Annotated in this window: 21 protein-coding genes; 7 read left to right on the plus strand and 14 right to left on the minus strand. The window is 34.6% G+C overall.

What is annotated here, in order from left to right:
• Positions 1 to 2 precede the first annotated feature (2 nt).
• From INR76_RS01755 to INR76_RS01775, 5 genes are all read right to left on the minus strand, one after another.
• Positions 3 to 1,097, minus strand: a complete 1,095-nt coding sequence (locus INR76_RS01755) for an acyloxyacyl hydrolase (protein WP_223108953.1) — start codon at positions 1,095 to 1,097, stop codon at positions 3 to 5.
• A gap of 29 nt (positions 1,098 to 1,126) precedes the next feature.
• Entirely contained in the window at positions 1,127 to 2,068 is a 942-nt protein-coding gene (locus INR76_RS01760; RefSeq protein ID WP_223108954.1) for a pyridoxal-phosphate dependent enzyme, read from the minus strand.
• A 71-nt stretch (positions 2,069 to 2,139) separates the two neighbouring features.
• A complete protein-coding gene (locus INR76_RS01765; protein ID WP_223108955.1) occupies positions 2,140 to 2,772 on the minus strand; it encodes a phosphoadenosine phosphosulfate reductase family protein in 633 nt (210 codons plus the stop codon).
• Positions 2,773 to 2,841: 69 nt separating this feature from the next.
• Positions 2,842 to 3,258 (minus strand): Rrf2 family transcriptional regulator, encoded by a 417-nt coding sequence (locus INR76_RS01770; RefSeq protein ID WP_223108956.1) that lies wholly within the window; start codon positions 3,256 to 3,258, stop codon positions 2,842 to 2,844.
• 110 nt (positions 3,259 to 3,368) lie between these two features.
• Positions 3,369 to 3,791, minus strand: a complete 423-nt coding sequence (locus tag INR76_RS01775) for an OsmC family protein (protein WP_223108957.1) — start codon at positions 3,789 to 3,791, stop codon at positions 3,369 to 3,371.
• Between the two features lie 288 nt (positions 3,792 to 4,079).
• Between INR76_RS01775 and metK the strand changes: the two genes are divergently transcribed.
• Positions 4,080 to 5,333: a methionine adenosyltransferase gene (metK, locus tag INR76_RS01780; protein ID WP_223108958.1), complete on the plus strand. Its 1,254-nt coding sequence runs from the start codon at positions 4,080 to 4,082 to the stop codon at positions 5,331 to 5,333.
• 78 nt (positions 5,334 to 5,411) lie between these two features.
• On the plus strand, positions 5,412 to 7,073 hold the full coding sequence (locus tag INR76_RS01785; protein ID WP_223108959.1) for an amidase family protein: 1,662 nt from the start codon (positions 5,412 to 5,414) through the stop codon (positions 7,071 to 7,073).
• On the opposite strand, the gene INR76_RS01790 is transcribed toward INR76_RS01785, so the two are convergent.
• The 9 genes from INR76_RS01790 to alaS form a co-directional block, all read right to left on the minus strand.
• On the minus strand, positions 7,070 to 7,981 hold the full coding sequence (locus tag INR76_RS01790; protein ID WP_223108960.1) for a DUF302 domain-containing protein: 912 nt from the start codon (positions 7,979 to 7,981) through the stop codon (positions 7,070 to 7,072). The genes INR76_RS01785 and INR76_RS01790 overlap by 4 nt on opposite strands.
• 128 nt (positions 7,982 to 8,109) lie before the next feature.
• Positions 8,110 to 8,760, minus strand: a complete 651-nt coding sequence (locus INR76_RS01795) for a response regulator transcription factor (protein ID WP_223108961.1) — start codon at positions 8,758 to 8,760, stop codon at positions 8,110 to 8,112.
• Positions 8,761 to 8,931: 171 nt separating this feature from the next.
• Entirely contained in the window at positions 8,932 to 10,476 is a 1,545-nt protein-coding gene (locus INR76_RS01800) for a T9SS-dependent choice-of-anchor J family protein (RefSeq protein ID WP_223108962.1), read from the minus strand.
• Positions 10,477 to 10,678: 202 nt separating this feature from the next.
• Positions 10,679 to 12,430: a sensor histidine kinase gene (locus tag INR76_RS01805; protein ID WP_223108963.1), complete on the minus strand. Its 1,752-nt coding sequence runs from the start codon at positions 12,428 to 12,430 to the stop codon at positions 10,679 to 10,681.
• A gap of 57 nt (positions 12,431 to 12,487) precedes the next feature.
• The gene (locus tag INR76_RS01810; protein ID WP_223108964.1) at positions 12,488 to 12,733 is read right to left on the minus strand and encodes a hypothetical protein; all 246 of its coding nucleotides are present in this window, start codon (positions 12,731 to 12,733) and stop codon (positions 12,488 to 12,490) included.
• 173 nt (positions 12,734 to 12,906) lie between these two features.
• Positions 12,907 to 14,784 carry a PQQ-binding-like beta-propeller repeat protein gene (locus INR76_RS01815; protein WP_223108965.1) on the minus strand — a complete coding sequence of 626 codons (1,878 nt, stop codon included), beginning with the start codon at positions 14,782 to 14,784 and terminating at the stop codon, positions 12,907 to 12,909.
• A gap of 254 nt (positions 14,785 to 15,038) precedes the next feature.
• A complete protein-coding gene (locus INR76_RS01820) occupies positions 15,039 to 15,551 on the minus strand; it encodes a DUF6252 family protein (RefSeq protein ID WP_223108966.1) in 513 nt (170 codons plus the stop codon).
• Positions 15,552 to 15,676: 125 nt separating this feature from the next.
• Positions 15,677 to 16,624, minus strand: a complete 948-nt coding sequence (locus INR76_RS01825; protein WP_223108967.1) for a GSCFA domain-containing protein — start codon at positions 16,622 to 16,624, stop codon at positions 15,677 to 15,679.
• Positions 16,625 to 16,704: 80 nt separating this feature from the next.
• Positions 16,705 to 19,317, minus strand: a complete 2,613-nt coding sequence (gene alaS / locus INR76_RS01830; RefSeq protein ID WP_223108968.1) for an alanine--tRNA ligase — start codon at positions 19,315 to 19,317, stop codon at positions 16,705 to 16,707.
• 119 nt (positions 19,318 to 19,436) lie between these two features.
• On the opposite strand from alaS, the gene INR76_RS01835 reads away from it, so the two are divergent.
• Genes INR76_RS01835 through INR76_RS01855 form a run of 5 tightly spaced genes read left to right on the plus strand, consistent with a single transcriptional unit; the run spans position 19,437 to position 22,673 of the window.
• Positions 19,437 to 20,414 carry a M23 family metallopeptidase gene (locus INR76_RS01835; protein ID WP_223108969.1) on the plus strand — a complete coding sequence of 326 codons (978 nt, stop codon included), beginning with the start codon at positions 19,437 to 19,439 and terminating at the stop codon, positions 20,412 to 20,414.
• The gene (locus INR76_RS01840; RefSeq protein ID WP_223108970.1) at positions 20,414 to 20,743 is read left to right on the plus strand and encodes a MerR family transcriptional regulator; all 330 of its coding nucleotides are present in this window, start codon (positions 20,414 to 20,416) and stop codon (positions 20,741 to 20,743) included. The genes INR76_RS01835 and INR76_RS01840 overlap by 1 nt, the downstream gene beginning before the upstream one ends.
• Before the next feature lie 13 nt (positions 20,744 to 20,756).
• Positions 20,757 to 21,359 carry a LemA family protein gene (locus INR76_RS01845; protein WP_223108971.1) on the plus strand — a complete coding sequence of 201 codons (603 nt, stop codon included), beginning with the start codon at positions 20,757 to 20,759 and terminating at the stop codon, positions 21,357 to 21,359.
• A gap of 15 nt (positions 21,360 to 21,374) precedes the next feature.
• The gene (locus tag INR76_RS01850) at positions 21,375 to 21,812 is read left to right on the plus strand and encodes a TPM domain-containing protein (protein ID WP_223108972.1); all 438 of its coding nucleotides are present in this window, start codon (positions 21,375 to 21,377) and stop codon (positions 21,810 to 21,812) included.
• Between the two features lie 48 nt (positions 21,813 to 21,860).
• The gene (locus INR76_RS01855) at positions 21,861 to 22,673 is read left to right on the plus strand and encodes a YgcG family protein (RefSeq protein WP_223108973.1); all 813 of its coding nucleotides are present in this window, start codon (positions 21,861 to 21,863) and stop codon (positions 22,671 to 22,673) included.
• Positions 22,674 to 22,708: the final 35 nt, after the last annotated feature.

Here is a 22,708-nt window from a genome sequence, read left to right on the forward strand (position 1 = left end):
GTTTATATTCTTAACCCTATTCCAAATTCTACCCCTTCTACTTTTGCTCCGTGTGATTTTAAAGTTGACACACCAAATATCTTATTGGTTATGTAATATTTTAATCCGGCGCGTATGTAGGTTCTTCCTTCAAAATCGTATGGATAATAGGCATAATACCCAAATTGTGAAACCACTGCCAGCTTATTCAAAGTAAGTTCGTGACCAAGAAATATGCCTACTCGTTTATAATCTTCATCACCACTAAGAGAACGATCAAGACCTGATGCTACTAAATATTCTATTTCTTTTTCTAAAAATTCAGAAAAGAAAACGTCTGCTCCTACTTGAAATTTACTTTTGTAACTCACTCGCTTGTCCAAAAATGTGGATACCACTAAAAAAGGATGTTGTCCTAACCCTACATAATCACTTTCGTTAATTCCGCTACGTAAAACCACATTAAAGTGAATAGGTTCGGTTATAGTTTTATCAACGACATCTGTGATGTATTCAGCAGTTTCAGATTCAAATTCATATTGTAAACCTATATTAAATGTAAATGAATTGGTACTAGAATTGGGTGCTTTAAAGTTTCCGTTGGAATAATGAATGAGAGCTATTCCGGCATTTAGCCCAATATTTTTGAACAAATTTTCTTTGTTGTAATTAAGCAAAAGATAGGTTGAACTAAGCAGTTGGGTTCCGTAAGCATTGTTTTTAAAATTTGTCTCTAAATCAAACGGATTGGTAGTATAGGCGATTCCTTGTGCAATTCTAAACATGACATTTCGCCTAAAAAAATAGAAATTTAAATGACCATATAAACCGTAATTTTCACCTAAAATATCATTACCAGGGTTTTGATGCAACATAGAAAAACCCCAATCTGGAAAATTATATTCTCTGTGCCATCGCTTTGAGCCAAAGGTTTTTTTATTGTATCCCAAAATAAATCCCTGTGGATGATTGGTTACCAAATGAGCAATATCTTTATTGTGGCGTACAATTGTGCCGTAAAAGTAATTTGCATCAATAAAATAATCTGTTGCTGGCTCTTCTTGTGAAAGCACAAAAAAAGGTGCTAAAAGAACAATAATGGACAGTTTTAGTTTCATTGCGGGCAAAGTAACGCAATTTTTCAGTTTTAAAAGGGTAAGTTTTTTAAATCTACATTTCCGCCAGAAATTATAATTCCTACTTTTTTTGAATTAAAAAACGCTTTTCTTTTAAGCACAGCTGCCAAAGGTACTGCCGAAGAAGGCTCTACAACTATCTTCATTCGTTCCCAAATGAGTTGCATAGCTTGTTTAATTTCTAGTTCATCAACACGTATTATGTCAGAAACCAATTTTTTAATGATTGGAAAGTTTTGATCTCCTAGATTGGTTCGTAAACCATCTGCGATTGTATGTGTTGTTTTATTGGTTTCAATTGTTCCGCTTTGCAGAGACCGCCAAGCATCATCCACCTCAAATGGTTCGCTTCCTATGGTTTTGCAATGATTACTTAAATAGTGACTTGCCAATGCAGTACCAGCAAGTAAACCACCACCGCCTACCGGAGTTAAGATATAATCTAGATCTGTATGCTTTTTTAATAATTCAAAAGCTGCAGTGCCTTGTCCTAAAATTACATTCAAATCATTTGACGGATGAATAAAAGTAGCTCCTTTTTCTGTTTGAATGCGATTTGCTTCTTCTTCACGAGCGGCTAGCGTTGGTTGTGATTCGGTAATGATACCACCATATTGTTTTACAGCATCTTTTTTTACTTGAGGAGCGTTTGAAGGCATCACGATGTAGGCTTTTACACCTAAGTTTTTTGCAGCTAGTGAAAGAGCTTGAGCAAAATTCCCGGAGGAATGTGTTACCACTCCGTTCTTTTTTTGAATTTCAGATAATTGTTGAATGGCGTTAATGGCTCCGCGCATTTTAAAAGCTCCCATTTTCTGAAAATTTTCACACTTAAAGTAAAGCTTTGCCTGTGCCATTTCGTCTAGTAAGGATGACGTAAGCACGGGAGTTTGATGCACATGAGGTTTTACTCGATTGTATGATGAAACAACAGCTTCTTTTGAAGGAACCATAGAAGAGTATTTTTCTGAAAAAGGAAAAGTAGTACATTTTTTTCAGAAAGTAATAGTGTTTTTATGATAAACTACCCTGGTAAATGGATTCCGCATTCACGATTTTCAAGGGCTTTTACAGGGTCATAATAATCAAACTCAACTGGTAAGTTATGATTTTTTAAATAATCTAACATTTGAGAATCATCAAAATGATAAAAAGGGCAAACTTTTAAAACTCCATCTTCAGTAAAACTCAATATATCAATCGAGTCTCTATAGTCTGTTTGTCTTTTTCTGAGGTTTGTAAACCACACATCTGGTTTGTATTTACGTAACGCTTTTTTAAAAGGTTTTAACTTGACAAGTTCTGAAAAAGATTCGTGCTTTGGATTATCAATTGTAGGTTCACCTAAGGTATTTTTTATAAAAGCTGTGGTATACTCTGGAGTAAATATTTCAATATTTAACTGCAATCCACCTATCAAATCATTTGCATGAGTATACGTAGCTTGAGTGTTAAACCCTGTGTCACACCAAACAACAGGCATGTTCTTATCTTGCTTTGTCACGGCATATAATAATGCTGCAGAATACGGCCCAAAACTAGTTGTAAGCCAAGGATTTTTAGCAAGTTGTAAAGCAAACTTTATGATATCTGCTGGTTGCTCGTAGCGTAAACTTTTATTAAAAAGATGGATATTATTTGAAGATACAGTACTCATAATCTTATTACCCTATGGGATTAGTAGAGTTTACAAAACTACTATTTTATGATACAATAAAACAAGTTATTAGCTTTTAATTATGATATCCTCTAGTGTTGTGTTTTCTAGTATGTTAAGTGTATTATCACGCACTTGAATCATAAGTTTATGAACCGAACATACAGATTCATCAGGGCAGTCTTCGCATTTTTCATAAAAGTTAAGACTTACACAAGGGACCATTGCGATAGGTCCTTCTAAAATTCTATATATTTCAGCTACTCGTATTTCGTGTGCTTCCTTTAATAGATAATAACCACCGCCTTTACCTTTTTTGGAACCTAAAAAACCAGCTTTTCTTAAATTAAGCAAGATACTTTCCAAAAACTTCTGAGAAATATTCTCTGAATCTGCAATGACTGAAATTTGTACAGGATCATCTTCCTCCCTTTTGGCAAGAAAAGTAAGTGCTTTTAGTCCATATTTGGTTTTTCTTGATAACATTTTTGAAACAATAAAAACAAATTAGTGTTTAAAAAAAATTAAAAGTATTCAAAGTTTTACAAACAGAAATAAGATACTTTCAAAAATTTAATAAAAGTTCACACTTCTTATTATACAATCTTTTTATTGTTTAACACTACACTATACGTAATATCAACATTACCTTCAAGAGTAATTGAAACAGAACAATATTTTTCAAAACTTAAAGCCGCCGCTCGTTTTGCTTTTTCTTCATCAATATTTCCTTTTAAATAGATTGTAGTATGTATGGCTTTAAAAGGCTTTGCGCTTTTTGTTTCTTTGCGGTCACCTTCAACTTCTATTTCATATGATTCTATCTCTTGTTTTTGTTTTTTAAGAATCATAATAATATCAATGGCACTGCAGCCTCCTACTCCCATTAATAGTAATTCCATCGGGCTAGAGCCTTTTACTACATCGCTTGTTTTATTATCGATATGAACCGGAACACCTGAGGCGCCTTTGGCTTCAAAATGATACTTGTCATCTATTCTATTTAAAGTAACTTTCATCTGTATAAAATTTGTGGTTTTGTAAATGGATTTATAAAATGCTTGTTAAATACAGGAAGCATTTTACTGTAAAATTAGAGTTTTTTTAAAACTTCCTACTTTTAAGATTCTAGTTTTAATGTGTATCTTTGCTTATCAAAAGAGGAAAGATTTGACTGATTGCAACCTCTACTCAACAATTCTAAAAATGTTGAGGCCCTGTTAAAATGGGTTAAAAATGCTAAAGGCAGTGTAAACTCCCTTCGACGCTTTCGTCAAATCTTCAAAATATAAACTAAAAAGACCTTTATGGCATATTTATTTACTTCAGAAAGTGTTTCTGAAGGACACCCCGATAAAGTTGCAGACCAAATAAGCGATGCATTATTAGATCATTTTTTAGCATTTGACCCAGATTCTAAAGTGGCTTGTGAGACACTAGTAACAACAGGTCAAGTAGTTCTTGCAGGAGAAGTTAAAAGCGACACCTACCTTGACGTACAACACATTGCAAGAGATGTTATAAACAAAATTGGTTACACAAAAGGAGCCTATCAATTTAGCGGGGATTCTTGCGGTGTCATATCTTTAATTCACGAACAATCACAAGATATTAATCAAGGTGTAGATCGTGACAATAAAGAAGAGCAAGGTGCCGGTGACCAAGGGATGATGTTTGGTTATGCTACAAATGAAACTGAGCATTATATGCCCTTAGCACTTGAAATTTCACATACCATCTTGATTGAATTGGCAAAATTACGCCGTGATGGAACCGAAATTCCATATTTACGTCCTGATTCAAAAAGCCAAGTAACAATTGAGTATAGTGATGACAATGTTCCGCAAAAAATAGTCTCTATCGTGTTATCAACTCAGCATGATGATTTTGATGAAGATGAAAAAATGCTGAGCAAAATTAAAAAAGACATTAAGGAAATTTTGATGCCAAAGGTACAAGCAAAACTACCTGAGTATGTTCAAAAATTATTTAATAACGATATTACATACCACATTAACCCAACTGGAAAGTTTGTAATTGGGGGTCCTCACGGTGATACGGGATTGACAGGAAGAAAAATTATAGTTGATACTTACGGCGGAAAAGGAGCTCACGGCGGTGGTGCTTTTAGCGGTAAAGATCCTAGTAAAGTAGATAGAAGTGCCGCATATGCAGCGCGACATATTGCAAAAAACTTGGTAGCTGCCGAAGTTGCAGACGAGGTTTTAGTTCAAGTAAGTTATGCCATTGGTGTAGTAGAACCCACATCAATTTTGGTCAACACCCACGGAACTTCAAAAATAGATTTAACAGATGGCGAAATAGCCAAAAAAGTAGCTGAAATTTTTGATATGCGTCCAGCAGCTATTGAAAAGAGGTTAAAACTACGCAATCCTATTTATGTAGAAACAGCTGCTTATGGTCACATGGGACGTATTCCTGAAACAGTGACAAAGATTTTTGAAAGCCCATATAAAGGAACAATTACAAAAGAAGTAGAGCTTTTTACTTGGGAAAAATTAGACTATGTAGATAAAGTAAAACAAGCATTTAATATTTAATCACTTCACTTTTTAAACCTTCAAAAAACCATTCTTATCAAGAATGGTTTTTTTTATATTTATACAAACCTTTTAAAAATGAAACCAACTACTACGCTTCTGTTTTATATTACAGTTATTTTTAGCTTTTTTATTACAAATAGTAATGCTCAAAATGATAATACTACACTTTGGACAAGCTATGATGAAACTCAAGAAATAAAAACGCAACAAGAACACGCAAATCCACGAATGCGATTTAAATTGATACAGTCTAAATTTTTAGACAAAAATGAAGTATTTCAAAAACTAGCTTCAGACGTATCAAAGTTTTCTGAAAAAAGATACAATCAATTAAAACCTCTTGTACTTGAGAAAGATATACCTAGCATTCAGAAAGCAATTTCAGAAGGCAAATTAACTTATGAAGAACTCACTCTTTTCTATCTAAGTCGCATTTTTAACTATGAACTTGACAAAGACAAAACGTTACATACTATTATAGCGCTTAATCCAAATATTCTAGAACAAGCCAAAGAAAAAGATAAAAACAAATCTTTACGCGATCATTTAATCTACGGCATGCCAATATTGCTAAAAGACAATATTAATACCGCCAACCTAAAAACCACTGCCGGGGCCAAAGTACTTGAAGACAACCAGCCTTCTACAGATGCATTTATTGTTTCACAACTCAAGAAGAGAGGTGCTTCAATTTTAGGGAAAGTAAACTTAAGTGAATGGGCGTATTATTTTTGTCAAGGTTGTCCCTTAGGATATAGTGCAGTTGGCGGCCAAACTTTAAATCCCTACGGAAGAAAACAATTTGAAACCGGTGGTAGCAGCTCTGGAAGTGGTACGGCTACTGCAGCAAACTATGCAGTTGCAGCAGTTGGAACTGAAACTGCAGGTTCAATTATTTCTCCTTCGGCACAAAACTCACTGGTCGGGTTAAAACCAACGGTTGGAGTATTGAGCAGAACCGGTATTATTCCTATTTCGCATACATTGGACACACCAGGTCCAATGACAAAAAACATTATTGACAATGCTATTTTACTAGATGCAATGACCGGTAAAGATGAAACAGATATAAAAAGCGTTAGTACTTCAGAAAAGTATATTGAAGCCGTAAAAAACACTTCAATAAAAGGAAAACGATTGGGAGTTATAAAAAGTTTGCTTTCAGATTCAATATATGCCGCAACAGTGTCTAAATTAAAAAATAACGGTGCTGAAATTATTGAATACACGCCTCAAGAAACTCCTTTAAATGGTTTTTTAAACTTACTAAACCTCGAAATGAAACAGGATTTACCAGCGTATTTGAAAGTTCACGCTTCAAAAAATATATCAGTTTCAAACCTTAATGAAGTTATGGCTTTTAACAAGAAGGACAGTTTGCAGTACATGCCTTATAATCAAGGTATTTTTGATGCTATTATAGCAGATACTACTTCTCAAAAAAACTTTGAAAAAATAAAAGCAGCTTTAAAGCAAAGTGGAAATTCTTTTTTTCAGAAACCGATAAAAGAGTATCAACTAGACGCTATTTTATCCATAAACAATTATCATAGTGCACATGCTGCAGTTGCAATTCATCCTTGTTTAACAATCCCTATGGGGTATAAAAAAAATGGAGAACCTATAGGGATAACCCTTATTGCCTCTCCATTTTCTGAAATACATTTATATAAAATGGGCAGTGCTATTGAAAGTGTTTTAAATAGCAGAAAACTACCAACTGACTATACCGATTAATTAGCTGCATCAATTGCCAAATTATTTAAAGCACTTTTAATTTGCTGTAGGGTATCTTCATTTCCGTTAATTCCGTGTCTCTCTTGGAAAAAATCCGGATCGTTATATGAGATGTTTACGGTACCATCTTCTTTTTCCCAAACTAGCATTTTTTGTGGTAAATCAATTGCTGTAGTTTGAGACTTCTTCATTAAAGGAGTCCCTAGTTCGGGGTTGCCAAAAAGTATTATGCGAGTAGGATTTAAGTCTAGATCTACAGTTTGTGCATTTGCTTGATGATCTAGTTCTGCAACTCGTGTTAAATTTGAATTGTCTACAATTGCATTTCGTAAGTTTGTGTACGTAGTATTAAAATCATTATTACTCACAATTGTAATGATGCCGTCTTTATTCGTAATTCCTGTGCTAGAGTTTTCGGCAACAGAAGCGTTTGTTGCGTCTTCGGCAAAATTAGCAAGTGCCATTTTTATTTGTTGCAATGTTGAGGCCCCTCCCACTCCTGAGTGTCTCGCAGCCAAATATTCGGTGCCGTTATATGAAACAAACACGTTCTTATTTTTGTCTTCATACACTAGCATTTTTTGTGGTAAGTCTAAGCCGGCTAGTTGATTTTCTTGCATTAATGGAGTTCCTAATGCAGGATTTCCAAAGAAAATAACACGTGTATTGCGCAGTTCTTGATTTATACTTTGCGCGTTTGCAGTATGGTTTACTTCAGCAATTATAGAAATGTTACTAATGGATTGTATTTCGGCACGAAGTGTATTATACGTTGTGGTAAAATCTGACTCACTTACCGAATAAGCTAATCCTGGTGTTTGAGGATTGTTGATTACTGAATTACTATCATCATCATTACTGCAAGAGCTTAAAACTGCAGCCATTAATAGAAATACAAGGTTTTTCATAGTTACGTTTTTGTTATTTGAGGTTAAGTATACAAAATTGAATTTTCTTGTAAAATACATTTAAGCATTCTTAACAAGAAAGTATGAATACCTTGTTAACGCTGAGTTAATAAGTTTATTTGAAAATTTTAAATGATATTGTGTCGCTTGGCTTTTTGAACAGCTTCTATCTTGCTATGAACTTGAAGCTTTTTATAGCTATTCTCTATGTGTTTACGCACCGTGCTAGGAGACAAAAAAAGATTATCTGCAATAGCAGTGTAACTTAGTCCTTTACTCAATTGTTCTAGCACTTCAATTTCTCGTTTTGATAGTGAAATTTCTTCTTTATCTTGAAGGTTGTCAATATCTATAGGATTGCGAAGTAGTTTTAAGGTTTTTAATGCTATAGAAGGATTCATAGCTGCTCCTCCGCTTAGAGTTTCCTGAATGCCTTTGTAAAGTTCTTCAGGGTTTATTTCTTTTAATAAATAACCATCTGCTCCAGCTTTAATGGCATTAAAAATATGCTCATCATTATCAAAAGCTGTAAGCATAATAATTTTAATCTGTGGATATTTTTGTTTAACCATTTGAGTGGTTTCTATACCGTTTAAAACAGGCATTTCAATATCCATTAATATTAAATCTATATTATGGTTTTCTTCGAGCCGAGTGAGCAATTCACTTCCGTTAAGTGAGGTGTGTTTAACTTCTACGTTATCAAAAAAAGAAAGCTTTTCAATAACAGCATTAATTAAAAACGAATTATCATCAACAATAGAAACTTTTATTTTCATCTTTTGGTTAGTTGTACTAAAGATACTGAAAAGTATGTAATTATTTACCAAAAAGAAATACGGCAGTTGACGTATTAGCATAAAAAAACCTTCAAACAGAATTTTTAATTTTCCGTTTGAAGGTTGCAATAAAATAATCGCTTGGGTAAGCTATAATTTTTCTCTTCTTCTTTACTTGATTACTTTTTTTACAAGCGTTCCGTTTTTAGTAATCATTTTTACCAAATAGATACCGCTAGAAAAAGGCGCAAAGTTAATTTGATTTGTGTTTGAGTATTCAGCAATAAGCTTTCCTCCTATTGAGTATACTTGAATATCAAGAATTGTTTCTTTTGAATCTATAAACAAACGATCGTTTACAGGATTTGGGTAAATTTCTATTTCTGAAATATTATTTTCTCCAACAGATAATGGCTCTGATGTAAAACGAACATTATCTAAGCGTAGCGCTGAAGATTCAATCACAACCGGTGTTACATTCCCAAATCCAAAATAGTATGTTCCAGTTTCAGAAGCAACAAATTCAGATGTGTACTCAACATAATCACCGCTAGAAATAACGTGGCTGTTTAACTCTTCAATATTTGAATCTTTATTAGGTGCTGTTGCTGCTGCTACTTTTAAAATTGCATCGTCTGCTCCTTCAGTTCCTAGTTGAGAGTAGTATTTAATTTCTACTTTTTCACCTGCGCTTACTTTTATTGGGTATGAGTAAATCCAATCATCTTTTGCTGTTGAAGTACTAGTATTGTTAAAAATATAGCCTTCTCCATTTTGTGCTCCTTCACCGCTACCGTTGATCCACGTGTTTGATGACCATCCATCAGAATCATACTCACCATAGTTTTCTACGGTATATTCAAAATCATATGAATATGGAGGAAGAGCTGCTGTCCATATTGAGGTAGGAGTTGCCCAACCTGAACCACAGTCATCATTTTTTAAGAAAAATTGATATCTCGTCCCTGGGGTTAAATCTGTATATGTTTTGGTTAATTCGGTTTGGGTACCAGTAGATGTAACAGACTCTGTAAAAGTTGTAAGTCCTGTATCATAGGTTGTAATATCTGGAGTAGCTGTCCAGGTTACTGTAAAGCTATCTTCGGTCACATCACTACTTGTAACTCCAGTTATGTCTGGTAAAACACAATTGGCAGATTCACTTATATATAAATCATCAAGTGCTAAGTATAAACCGTCATTGGTAATGTTTACAAAAGCCAAATAAATTGTTTGCCCTTTGTAATCAGATAAATCTAGCGTTCTTGAATTGTAATCAAAAGGTTGTTCTCCTTCAACGCTTAAAGCAACGTCTGTAAAGTCTGCCATCTCATTACCTGTAGTTGAAACTCTTACATCATAGTGTTCTAATAATTGAACATCATATGATTTTGCTTTCCAATACAGTGTTGGCTCTCCAGAGTTTGGAATTTCTATGGCCGGTGTAATTAGCCAATCATCAGACTGACCTGCTGGATCATACCAAGAAGTACTAAATGCTATTTTATTATCATAAGCATCAAAAAACTGTATCCATGCTTCTGTATTAAAATCTAGAACCGGTGCGTATGAAGGGACCGATAACCCATCGTTGTTAATTGTTGTGTATTCAGATAAGGGAGTTCCATTGTTGTTTTCAAAACCAGAACTAAAAATCTGAGCGTTGGCATTGAAAATTAACATCATGGCAAATAAAAGCGTAATAGTGTTTTTCATTTTCGTTTTTTTGAGTTAAAAATTTCCATTCTTCTCAAAACTACCTATAAACTTGAAGGCTTTAAATAGCGAAAATCACTTTAACTATTACTATTAAAGGGTTACGGTTTATTTGCTAAAAATCATTATTAAATAAAACGATTTAACAAAAAGTACGGTTTATAATTCAATACAAAGAAGTGCTTATTTCTTGTAAAGAATGCTACCGAGGTTTTAGCTCCAAAATAATTTGAGTTCCTTTACTTTCTTCTGAAATAACATTAATAGTTCCTTTTAATTCTTGAGCACGTTTTTTCATATTATTAAGACCATTTCCGCGTTTAATCTCATTGATATTAAACCCTTTTCCATTATCTGAAATAGTTATAATAAACTTCTCGTTTTCTTCAGAAATATAAACTGAAATCTTTGAAGCCTCGGCATATTTAAGTGCATTATTTACAGCTTCTTGAATAATGCGATATATATTCATTCCCACCACCGAACTCATAGTGTAATCTGCTGAAATAGTATCTGACACATTATATGAAAAGACAATATTACTTGAAGCGTCATTTGCTTTATTAATAAAATTGGTAATGCGCGCTTGTAGATCTTCAAAAGTGATGGACTCTTTGTTCATTGCCCAAATAGTATCCCTCAATTCATAAATGGTTTGTGAGGTAAAGGCACTGATGTTGGTCAATTTTTCCTTGGTTGATGAGGAAGCGTTTTTAATTCCGTATTTTAAGTTGTCTATTGACGAAATAATAAAAGTAAGTTGTGCGCCAATATTATCATGCAAGTCACGTGAAATACGCAACCGCTGTTCTTGCAATTTGTTTTGCGTTTCAATTTTAGCAAGTGCAGTTTTTAATTCACTTTCTTTTTTTAACTGTCTGTTTTTAAGTTTTTGTTGGTTGTAAAATAAATAACCTAATAATCCTAATAGAAAAGCCAATCCCAGACTTCCGTAGATGAGGGTGTTTTTTTGTTTTAACTCTAGCTTTTGTTCGGCTAATTCTTTTTCCTTTTTTTCGGTTTCAAACTCAACAGAAAGTTCGGCGATTTTTTTCTGAACCTCTGTATTATGAATGCTATCTTTTACGGCAAGGTATTTTTCAAAATAAAACAATGCCGAGTCTGTTTTATTTTGACTTTTATAAATATCTGAAAGCGTTTTATAATTGTATTGTGTAAGGTTACGATATTGCTTTTTTATTGAAATAGGAAGTGACTTTTGTATGTTTTTAATGGCTTCAGCATACTTTTTTTCAGCTTGAAAAACTTCACCTATTTGGGTATAATTTTCTGCAACACCTATTGAGTCCTGCATCTTTAGCCGAGCTTGAAGGGATTTATTAAAAAAATCTTTTGACTCCTCATACCGTTTTTGCCTACCGTAAACACCGGCAATATTGCTTATGCTGTAGGGAATACCAATTGTGTCATTTTGTTTTTCTTTAATAATCAACCCTTTATTGTAAAAATAAAGCGCACTATCATACTGAGTTTGTATTTCTTTTAAAACACCATAATTGTTATAAATATCTTTTAAAACCGAATCTAATTGCTTGGCCTCGGCAATAGCTTTCCCTTTTTGCATATATGCTTCGGCTTTATCCATATTGGTATATTTCATACTGTAACCCATCTCGGCATATCGATATGCTACTTGATCATCAAGACCTATTTTTTCAAATAAATTGATTGCTTTTAAGCCATACTCGGTGCTTTTATCATATTTGCCTTGGTATGAAAACGCCAAAGAGAGTTTTCCCCAAGCTGCGGCAATTCCTTTTTCATATGAAATCTCTTGAGCATTGGCCAAGTTGTGCTTGTAAAGGTTTATGATTGAATCTTCTGAAATATTTAAGCCCTGAAGGTAGAGCTTATTGATAGAATCTATTGTGCTTTTATTTTGCGAAAATGCTACAGAAGTAATTAGAAAAATGACACGTAAGATTTTTTTCATATTTAAAAGGCTGCTATTCTTATCGTACTAAGATATTAATTTTAAGCAAAGTAGAATTTATAAATTTAATTGAATGTTGTTTTGCACATACAATGAGTCTTTCAAGTTATATTTTAAAAAGTCATACTTGTTTAAGTTTTTATTTCTGATATAAATTTGCTGTTTATGAAGTTCTATTTGTCCTTTCAACTCTCCCACTTTACTTATTTGCAGTTTCTGAATGGCTTTATTTTTATAATAAAAACAAGCTATCAAAACCACTGTTAGCAGAAGACAAGTCACTATAATTATTGTAGAAGACATAAATTTTCTTATACCTATAAAATTAAAAATCTTAGATCCTTAAATCTATACGGCAGATGACGTATTTTTTTTATAAAAAGAAAACCCCAATCTAAAAAAGACGGGGTTTCAAATTTGGCAATACTTGCTCCTCATCAAACATTACCTGAACTTAACTTGGTTAGTTAATCGATTTATTTGGTTAAATCATAAGCATAAATGCTATTATTATCTGCTTTGTAGTATAAAATACCTGCTATTTCATCAACTTGATATTCCGGTTTTTTATCTTTAAGTACAATTTCTTTTTCTTTGGCGCCAGAATCTTTGTTTAGTTTTACCAAGCCAACACCATCATCAAGTTTTGTCAACACAAATTGGTTATTATCTGTTGCAGCTGTTGCTTTAAAACGTTTTAGCATTTCTGCAACCGAAGCTCCTGTTGCCATAGCCATTCCATCACCCAAATCTGCATACCGTTGCCCTCTATCTGTGTAACTGCCTAATTTATTTCGGTTTTGGTTTGCTGCATTATATGCTGCCATTGCTGTAGTTGCTGTTGCAACAGCAGTGATACCTGCTAGAATGGCTCCAAATGCACTCTTACCTGGAGCACGGTAATATTCGTGCCAATTTTTACTTCCTTCCCAATCTAGCATCATCATATTTTGATCACTTGTCAATAAAATTCCTCCATCTCGTACCTCAACGTGGGTAGGATCTTCTTTTCCGTCAAACTTTGATTCTGCCAGCGTTGATACTTCACCTGAATTTGCATCTACAGCAAACAGCTCATCATCTGCACTTATTAAATATCTTGAATTTTTACTGTCATAAGCAGAACTTACAGCATTTGAACGTTTGTACTTCAATGGTTTTTTCCATACTTGTTCTCCGTTTGAAAGATTAACAATATTGGCGTCTTCTGAAGTAATATAAATCAATCCTTGTGGAGTATCTGCCATCGTTAAAATGTTCTCACCTGTTTTTAATGGTTTTTTGAAGAGTGTGTTTCCATCATATGAAATCTTATTGATACCTCCTTCATAAATTCCGAAGAGAATTCCATCGTCCATAATGTAAAAATGTTGTACATATCCTTTGGTTTTGGGAGCTTTTTCCCAAAGATCTTCTCCATTGGTGGCGCTCAAAAAGGCTATTTTTGATTCAGAACGGCCACTAGCCAGTTTCATTAATCCTTTTTTACCACTATTATCAACATTGCTTACTACCGCAAGTCCGTTAGGAAGTATTTCAAAATTGGTAACCACTCCTTTTACTTTTTGTTCTTTTTCCCAAAGTTCTTGACCACTCGTTCCTACTTTATAGATTTTTGTGTTTGTATTATTAGGGTTTGTTTCAAACGCATAAATATCAGTTTCTTTATCATTGGCAACCATCCAGTTTACATTCTTAACTTTATTATCCCATAAAGTTTGCCCAGCGAGTGACTTGGCAATAATGCCTTGGCTGGTTGGCACTAACATTTTGTCTTTTAAAAGTAATGGTCTACCGGTAACCATATAGTTTTTCATAGTTACTTTACCCGGTTCAACCAAGTTAAAACGATAATCTTCTTTACCGGTATTAAGATCATACACTGCCACTTGTGCAGCATATTGCTCGTTAGCACGTCTTTGACCACTTACAACTAGTTTGTTTTGCGGCATCATTACATCACAGGTCATTACTTGCTTCCAACCGTTATCTTCGGTACTGAATAGTTTTTTCCCCGAGATATAATCTATTACAGCTTTTTTGGTAGAAAGATTTGCAAAACCAGTTTGTCCTACAATTACGTATGGTGCTTGAGGCACATAAAATAGTTCTTCAGGCTTTACTCGACCATAATCTGTGAAGTTAAAAAGTAGTTCGTTGCTTCCTGGTTTTATACCTACTAGACCATCGTTTGTTGCAACAACCATAGTTCCGCCTTCGGTGAGGGTCATTTCATTAATTTTTGCTCCGGTATCATACCTAAAGTCTGGTTCTTCTGCTCTTTGTGCTGAAACTACCGCAGTACATACTACCCAGATAGCCAACATTAATGTTACGTGTTTTGAAGTTTTCATATTCGTGGTTTTAGTTAATTGAACACATCAAAGATGCTTTATAACTACTTCGTTTTCAATAGGGCAATTGTCGTATTTGTACTGTTCAGAAGAAAAAAAGTGTGTTATTTTGTTTTGAAACACTTGAAATAAGAAAGACTTACACTCTTTTACAGAGCGTACCTATCGCAGAAATAAAAAAACCGGAAGAAAAAATAAATTTCGCTCCCGGCTCCACGTAAAAACCTCAACATCTGAGATTTTCTTAAGTTTGGTTATTGATATTTTAGGTTAAAAGACCCTTCGGTAATATTAACCATAGAATCATCATTTCCGTTTTTTGCTTCAAATGTAAAAGTACCTTTAACGCCATCGTTGGTATCTTCAGAAACACTTACGCTTCCGGCAACTGTATCATCAAAAGGTGCTTGCCAAGTTTGAGAATTTGTAGGATTGTTTACATCTGCTTCTACATACACAGCATTTACAAAAATATTGGCTCCTCCACCAACATTATAAGATCCTGTACCATCATAACCTACTATTGTTAATACAACACCTTTACCATTACTATCTGAGCCTTGCGCTCGTAAAGTAGTGATACCATTTGCTTGTGTTTTTACAGCTGTAGATGCTGCTCTCATTGACTTAAAGTTATTTCCGTTAACCTTTGCTGTTACAAGACCTTCTGCTGCGCTACCGCCATCACCTCCGTCATCATCGCTTTTACAAGCAAATAATGAAAGGCTTACAAATAAAATTAGAGAAAGAGTTTTTAACGTTTTCATAATTGTTGGGTTTTTAGTTATTGAATGATACAAAGGTGTAGCAAAGCCCAACTGAAATCAATACGGCAATTGCCCTATTCTTATGTTTTACTGACAATTACACATTTCAGAAGAACGTTTTTTACCTAGAACTTAATGAATGGAAGCTCTTTTTGAAGTGTCTCTATTTTTTTCTGAAGAAGAATCTGAAACTTTTGATGTGCCTCACTCGAAGGATTAAAAGGTCGGTGTTGCAACCCGGATTGAATGCTTTCAATCTCTTTTTGTTGTGATTCGGTTTGTGAAGCAACCCAAACGTGCTTAAAACGATCCCAAATAATCGCTATTGCCAATTTATTAGGGTGTAACATATCATCATTATAAAAACGATAATCACGTAATTCATCCAGCATTATTTCAAAAGAAGGAAAGTAAAAAGCTTGATTTTTTCCATCAATTGCTTGATGTATACCAGAGAGTAAATGAGCTTTACTTTGCATATTTTCAACAAATCCATCTTTAATGTGGCGAACCGGCGAGACGGTTATTATACTTGTTACAGTAGGATTTATACTCTTGATAAGAGTAAGTGTGTTATCTATGGCTGCAGTCACATCTTCAACTGTGAGTAATTCTTTTAAAAATTTTTTCTGCGGAATCTTATGGCAATTAGCTACAATAGCATCAGTTTCTATAAAACGGTAGACCCATGCTGTACCAAAAGTAAAAATGATATGAGAAGCTTTTTCTAGGTAGTTTTTAAAAGCTTTTAATTGTGTATTGAGAGTTTGTAAAAGCTCTTTTTTATTTGATGAAGAGTGTTGCGAATGCACCTCAAAACAATGCCATTGTTCGTTATGGTTAATGAGATCAGCTTCAGTAAAAACCTCATCATTTATAGCTCGGGTAACCAATTTTTCAATAGCTACAGGATGAAAAAGTACACCAAAAGGGTTTTGAAAATTCTGAAACTTATAATACTCAAATTTTGCTCCTATATTTTCCGTAAAGCAAGAACCCATCAACACGATTTTTGAAGAATAATCAATTTGATTCTTTTCGGGTTGTAAAGGTATTTCTGTTTGTAGCTTCATGGTTTGTATTTCAAGTAAACCCAAGTTGGCAGTGACTTATAGGTAACTGCCAACTTTTATAGATTACTAGTTAGCAAATCTTATTTTAAGTATTCTTTTGCTTTATTAAGTGCATCTTGTATTCCGTCAGGATTTTTCCCTCCAGCGGTTGCAAAAAATGGTTGACCACCGCCACCACCTTGAATACATTTTCCAAGTTCACGTACTATTTGCCCTGCGTTTAAATCTTTTTCGGTTGCTAATTCTTTTGAAATATAACACGTAAGTAATGCTTTACCGTCTTGATTAGAACCAAATAACAAGAAAAGATTATCAATCTCACCACCCATCTCAAAAGCCAAATCTTTCATTCCCGAAGCATCTAGATCTACTTCTTTTGCTAAAAATTGAACGGTATCAATTGTTTCTACCTCTTTTTTTAAATCGCCTTTCAGGTTTTTGGCTTTGTCTTTAAGTAATTCCTGAATTTGTTTTTGTAAAGCTGCATTTTCATTTTGTAAACTAGCAACTGCCTTAATAGGGTTTTGAGCGTTGTTTAACGTTTTCTGAATAGCAGCATACTCATTACTTCTGTCAATAAAGTAGTTTTTGGCCGCATCAGCAGTTATGGCTTCTATTCGTCTTATACCGCTTGCCACAGCACTTTCAGATGTAATGATAAAATGCCAAATAGTTCCGGTATTTGTCACGTGAGTTCCACCGCATAACTCCATTGAATTTCCAAAACGAATTGTACGTACTGCATCTCCATATTTTTCTCCAAACAGTGCAATGGCTCCTTCATCGATAGCTTGTTGATAAGGAATACCGCGTTGTTCTTGAAGTTCTAGATTTTCATTAATACGAGCATTTACAAAGTCTTCTACTTGTTTTAATTCTTCTTCTGTTACTTTACTGAAATGTGAAAAATCAAAACGTAAATTTCTACTATGTACCATAGACCCCTTTTGTGTGACGTGATCACCCAAAACGGTTCTAAGCGCTTGATGTAGTAAATGTGTTGCTGTATGGTTTGCCGCTGTTCTAGCACGCTGTTTGGTATCTACAACAGCCTTAAATGTAGCTTCTGGATTGCGTGGTAGGTTTTTTACAAAGTGAATAATCAAGTTATTTTCTTTCTTGGTATCTACAATATAAACCACCTCACCGTTGGGAGCTTCAAGGTATCCCTTATCACCTACTTGCCCACCACCTTCTGCATAGAAAGGAGTTAAGTTAAAAACCAACTGGTATAACTCACCTTCTTTTTTGCTTTCAACCTTACGGTAACGAGTAATTTTTACTTGAGTTTCTAGTAAATCATAGCCTACAAATTCTTCTTCAGCGTCATCAATTAATTCAACCCAATCTCCGGTGCTTACTTTGGTTGCAGCTCGAGAGCGTTCTTTTTGTTTTTGTAACTCGGTTTCAAACTCTATTTCGTTTAATTCAAAACCACGCTCACGAAGTATCAATGCTGTTAAGTCAATTGGAAATCCGTAAGTATCATATAATTCAAATGCTTTTTTTCCCGAAATAGTTTTTGAGTTTGCGTTTGAAATCACATTTTCAAGTAGTATCAATCCTTGATCTAGCGTTCGCAAAAATGATTGTTCTTCTTCTCTTATCACATTGGTAATTAGGTTTTTTTCTGAAACAAGTTCAGGAAAAGTGTCTCCCATTTGTTTTACCAAAGTATTGATTAACTTAAAGATGAAAGGCTCTTTTTTATTCAGAAATGTAAACCCATACCGAATGGCTCTACGCAAAATACGACGTATCACATAGCCTGCTCCGGTATTTGAAGGTAATTGACCATCTGCTATTGAAAAAGCAACTGCTCGCACGTGATCTGAAATTACTCGAATGGCAATATCATTCTCTTCTTTCTCTCCATATTTTACGTTGGTTATGGCTTCAATTTCACGAATTAGTGGTGTAAAAACATCTGTATCATAATTACTTTGTTTTTCTTGAAGCACCATACACAAGCGTTCAAACCCCATTCCGGTATCAACGTGCTGTGCCGGTAATTTTTCAAGACTACCATCTGCCTTACGGTTAAACTGCATAAAAACCAAGTTCCAAATTTCTACTACTAGAGGATGGTCTGCGTTTACCAATTGAGCACCAGGAACTTTTGCCTTTTCTGAATCTGGACGTAGATCTACGTGAATCTCACTACAAGGTCCGCAAGGTCCTTGCTCACCCATTTCCCAAAAGTTATCATTTTTATCACCGTTTAATATTCGATCTTCAGAAATGTGTTTTTTCCAAAAGTTATAAGCCTGCATATCGCGCTCTAGCCCTTCAGATTTGTCTCCTTCAAAAATGGTTACGTACAGTTTTTCTTTATCAATTTTAAAAACTTCTGTCAATAACTCCCATGACCAAGCAATAACTTCTTCTTTAAAATAGTCACCAAAACTCCAGTTACCCAACATTTCAAACATTGTGTGGTGATAGGTATCCATCCCAACTTCTTCCAAATCATTATGTTTACCGCTTACTCGTAGACATTTTTGTGTATCGGCAACGCGGGTATTTTTTGGAATGCTGTTTCCGAGGAAAAACTCTTTAAATTGATTCATTCCTGCATTGGTAAACATCAATGTAGGGTCGTCTTTAATAACCATTGGTGCTGATGAAACAATGGTGTGTTGTTTTGATGTAAAGAATTCAAAAAATGTAGCTCGTATTTCCTTAGATTTCATGCTTGTAATTTTATTCAAAAATAGTGATTAAGGCAAAACGCAAAACAATTTCTATATTTGTAATTCGTTATCCAAAGGTTAGCGCTGCCATCAACCGCAAAAATAGGATTTTTTAACGTATGTCTAAGGTTAAATATTACTACGATAGTGAAACGCTCTCGTATCGTAAAATTGAAAAGAAAAAAGGCCGTAAAATTGGTATTTTTTTATTGAGCCTCGTTGGTGTTTTACTTGGTGGTTTTTTGGTGTTTTTAATCTACATCAACTTACCCTATGTAGAGACTCCAAAAGAAAAATCACTTAAACGTGAATTGGCAAATATGGAGCTTCAATATGAACTCTTGAATAAAAAAATGAACGAAGCCGAAACCGTTCTCGCTGAAGTTGCCGAACGCGATAATAACTTATACAGAGTATATTTTGAAGCAAATCCCATTCCTGATGAACAGCGAAAAGCAGGTTTTGGTGGTGTAAACAGATATAAAGACTTGGAAGGATTTGATAATTCAAAATTAATTATCAACACAAGTAAACGGCTAGATATTTTAACCAAGCAAATTGTAGTACAATCTCGCTCACTTGATGAGATTTCGCAATTGGCCGAAGAAAAAGAAAAACTTTTAGCAGCAATACCAGCCATTCAACCAGTAAAAAAAGAAGACTTAACTCGAGTAGCTTCAGGTTTTGGGTATAGAACAGACCCTTTCACAAAAGCAAGAAAATTTCATTACGGGATGGATTTTACATCACCTCGAGGTACACCCGTTTATGCATCTGGCGATGGAGTGGTAACACGAGCAGATAATAATTCTACTGGCTACGGAAATCACATACGTTTAGACCACGGCTACGGTTACGTGAGCCTATACGCCCATTTATACAAATATAATGTACGCCCGGGACAAAAGGTACAACGTGGTGATTTAATTGGTTTTGTAGGAAGTACCGGGCGTTCAGAAGCTCCTCACCTACACTACGAAGTATTTAAAGATGGTGAGCGCATCAATCCTATGAATTTCTACTACGGAAATCTTACTCCAGAAGAATTTGCAGAAATGCAGAAAGTAGCCCAACAAGAAAACCAATCACTTGACTAATGCATATAGACCTACCCGAAAAACGATATTATAGCATTGGCGAAGTGGCCGAAGCTTTTGATGTAAACACATCACTTATTCGCTTTTGGGAAAAAGAGTTTGATGTTTTAAAACCAAAAAAAAACGCCAAAGGCAACCGAAAATTTACTCAAGAAGACATTAAAAAACTTGAGTTTATTTATCATCTTGTAAAAGAAAGAGGCTTTACACTAGAAGGCGCAAAAACACATTTAAAAGAGAATAAACAAAAAACATTAAGCCGTTTTGAGATTATTCGTAAATTAGAAACAGTAAAAGCAGAATTGCTAAAAATTAAAAACCAACTTTAAAATCAATAAACCGATGAAAAAATGGCTTATTCCATTAGTTATAATTATTGCTATAGGAGCAATCGCAGGAATTTGGTTTGCCAATGTAAATAACAAATTGGTAACCATGGAAGAAAATGTTACTTCACAATGGGCAAATGTTGAGAGTTCTTATCAACGAAGAGCAGATTTAATACCAAATATTGTAAGCACCGCAAAAGGTTATGCAGAGTTTGAACAACAAACCCTAACCCAAGTTATTGAAGCTAGAAGCAAAGCAACTTCGGTTACGATAGACCCTTCAAACATCACACCCAATCAATTACAGCAGTTTCAAGAAGTACAATCTGGATTAACTTCTGCCCTATCAAGATTATTAGCAACATTTGAAAGATATCCAGACCTAAAGGCAAACGAAAACTTTAAAGAACTAATTAACGAGCTTGAACGCACAGAAAATCGCATTAACGTAGAACGTAATCGTTTTAACGAGCAAGCACGTGTATTTAATTCTGAAATAAGACAATTTCCTACTACCATTGCAGCAAGTATTTTAGGTTTTGAGCGTAAAGCCTACTTTGAAGCAGATGCAGGAACTGAAAACGCTCCCGATGTAGAATTTGATTTTAACAGTTAACAAACCACATAGTACATGTCTAAAGTAGAAGATTTTCTTTCGGCTGAAGCCGAAGCCGATATCATTGAAGCGATACGTAAAGCCGAAAAAAACACCTCCGGCGAAGTGCGTGTGCATCTTGAAGCACATAGCGAGATTGACCCTTTTGAACGCGCCGCCGAAGTTTTTGATATGTTACACATGAACAATACCAAGCAAAGTAATGGTGTGTTAATTTATGTTGCCGTAGAAGATCGCACCCTAGTCATTCTTGGTGATAGCGGAATTAATGATGTAGTAGCTCCAGATTTTTGGGAAAGTACAAAAGACACTATCATCAGTCAATTCAAAAAAGGAAATATGGAACAAGGCCTTATTGACGGTATTTTAATGGCTGGCGAACAACTACAAAAACATTTTCCATATCAAAAAGGTGACATCAACGAATTACCCGATGATATTTCAGTAGGATAACAAGACCTTTCGTATTGTAATAACGAGACGAAAAATCAATTTTTTAATATGCGCATACAATTTCAGAAATATAACTTCCTATTCTTTTTTATCATCACTTTATTTATTTCTGAAGCAAGTGTTGCGCAATTTGATATTCCGCCAAAACCAAGCAAACAAAGTGAACAGACCTCGCTTTATGATTACATAGATTTATTAAATGCTTCTCAACAAAGCAATCTAGAAAATAAGTTAATACGATATGCAGATTCTACTTCTACTCAAATTGTAGTTGCCATAATAAGCAGTACAAAAGGTGAAGATATTTCATTACTAGGAGCCAAATGGGGCCAAAAATGGGGAATAGGACAACAAGATGAAGACAATGGAATTTTAATTTTATTAGCCAAAGATGATCGAAGAATAGACATTAATACCGGCTACGGTATTGAATATCGAATCACCGATTTGATGGCTGAGCGAATTATTAATAGAATCATGATTCCTGAATTTAAAAAAGGTGATTTTTATTCGGGTTTAGACAATGGAGTCGATGCTATTTTTGATGCGTTAAACGGTGAGTTTAAAGAAGACAGAGAGTTTAATAAAAAATCTGGCGGTAGTGGTCAGTTTATTTTTATTGTTATCATATTCATCATTATTATTATCGCCTTAAGTTCCAAAAAAGGCGGTCGCGGTGGTGGCAAAGGTGGTCGTGGCAGCAGTTTACTTGATGTTATTATTTTAAGTAGTATGGGGCGCACCGGCGGCTTTGGCGGTGGTGGCTTCGGTGGTGGCGGCTTTAGCGGTGGAGGCGGCGGCTTCGGTGGTGGCTTTGGCGGCGGCGGTTTTGGTGGCGGTGGTGCTTCTGGAGGTTGGTAGTTTCAGTATTTCAGAAAATATGTTTTTAGGTAAAA

Origin of the sequence: Marixanthomonas sp. SCSIO 43207, from assembly GCF_019904255.1 — a bacterium.
GTDB lineage: Bacteria > Bacteroidota > Bacteroidia > Flavobacteriales > Flavobacteriaceae > Marixanthomonas.

Bases quoted from the DNA above. Each gene is read 5' to 3' on its own strand.
- INR76_RS01755 (WP_223108953.1), bottom strand. From the start codon at position 1,097: ATGAAACTAAAACTGTCCATTATTGTTCTTTTAGCACCTTTTTTTGTG.
- INR76_RS01760 (WP_223108954.1), bottom strand. From the start codon at position 2,068: ATGGTTCCTTCAAAAGAAGCTGTTGTTTCATCATACAATCGAGTAAAA.
- INR76_RS01765 (WP_223108955.1), bottom strand. From the start codon at position 2,772: ATGAGTACTGTATCTTCAAATAATATCCATCTTTTTAATAAAAGTTTA.
- INR76_RS01770 (WP_223108956.1), bottom strand. From the start codon at position 3,258: ATGTTATCAAGAAAAACCAAATATGGACTAAAAGCACTTACTTTTCTT.
- INR76_RS01775 (WP_223108957.1), bottom strand. From the start codon at position 3,791: ATGAAAGTTACTTTAAATAGAATAGATGACAAGTATCATTTTGAAGCC.
- metK (WP_223108958.1), top strand. From the start codon at position 4,080: ATGGCATATTTATTTACTTCAGAAAGTGTTTCTGAAGGACACCCCGAT.
- INR76_RS01785 (WP_223108959.1), top strand. From the start codon at position 5,412: ATGAAACCAACTACTACGCTTCTGTTTTATATTACAGTTATTTTTAGC.
- INR76_RS01790 (WP_223108960.1), bottom strand. From the start codon at position 7,981: ATGAAAAACCTTGTATTTCTATTAATGGCTGCAGTTTTAAGCTCTTGC.
- INR76_RS01795 (WP_223108961.1), bottom strand. From the start codon at position 8,760: ATGAAAATAAAAGTTTCTATTGTTGATGATAATTCGTTTTTAATTAAT.
- INR76_RS01800 (WP_223108962.1), bottom strand. From the start codon at position 10,476: ATGAAAAACACTATTACGCTTTTATTTGCCATGATGTTAATTTTCAAT.
- INR76_RS01805 (WP_223108963.1), bottom strand. From the start codon at position 12,430: ATGAAAAAAATCTTACGTGTCATTTTTCTAATTACTTCTGTAGCATTT.
- INR76_RS01810 (WP_223108964.1), bottom strand. From the start codon at position 12,733: ATGTCTTCTACAATAATTATAGTGACTTGTCTTCTGCTAACAGTGGTT.
- INR76_RS01815 (WP_223108965.1), bottom strand. From the start codon at position 14,784: ATGAAAACTTCAAAACACGTAACATTAATGTTGGCTATCTGGGTAGTA.
- INR76_RS01820 (WP_223108966.1), bottom strand. From the start codon at position 15,551: ATGAAAACGTTAAAAACTCTTTCTCTAATTTTATTTGTAAGCCTTTCA.
- INR76_RS01825 (WP_223108967.1), bottom strand. From the start codon at position 16,624: ATGAAGCTACAAACAGAAATACCTTTACAACCCGAAAAGAATCAAATT.
- alaS (WP_223108968.1), bottom strand. From the start codon at position 19,317: ATGAAATCTAAGGAAATACGAGCTACATTTTTTGAATTCTTTACATCA.
- INR76_RS01835 (WP_223108969.1), top strand. From the start codon at position 19,437: ATGTCTAAGGTTAAATATTACTACGATAGTGAAACGCTCTCGTATCGT.
- INR76_RS01840 (WP_223108970.1), top strand. From the start codon at position 20,414: ATGCATATAGACCTACCCGAAAAACGATATTATAGCATTGGCGAAGTG.
- INR76_RS01845 (WP_223108971.1), top strand. From the start codon at position 20,757: ATGAAAAAATGGCTTATTCCATTAGTTATAATTATTGCTATAGGAGCA.
- INR76_RS01850 (WP_223108972.1), top strand. From the start codon at position 21,375: ATGTCTAAAGTAGAAGATTTTCTTTCGGCTGAAGCCGAAGCCGATATC.
- INR76_RS01855 (WP_223108973.1), top strand. From the start codon at position 21,861: ATGCGCATACAATTTCAGAAATATAACTTCCTATTCTTTTTTATCATC.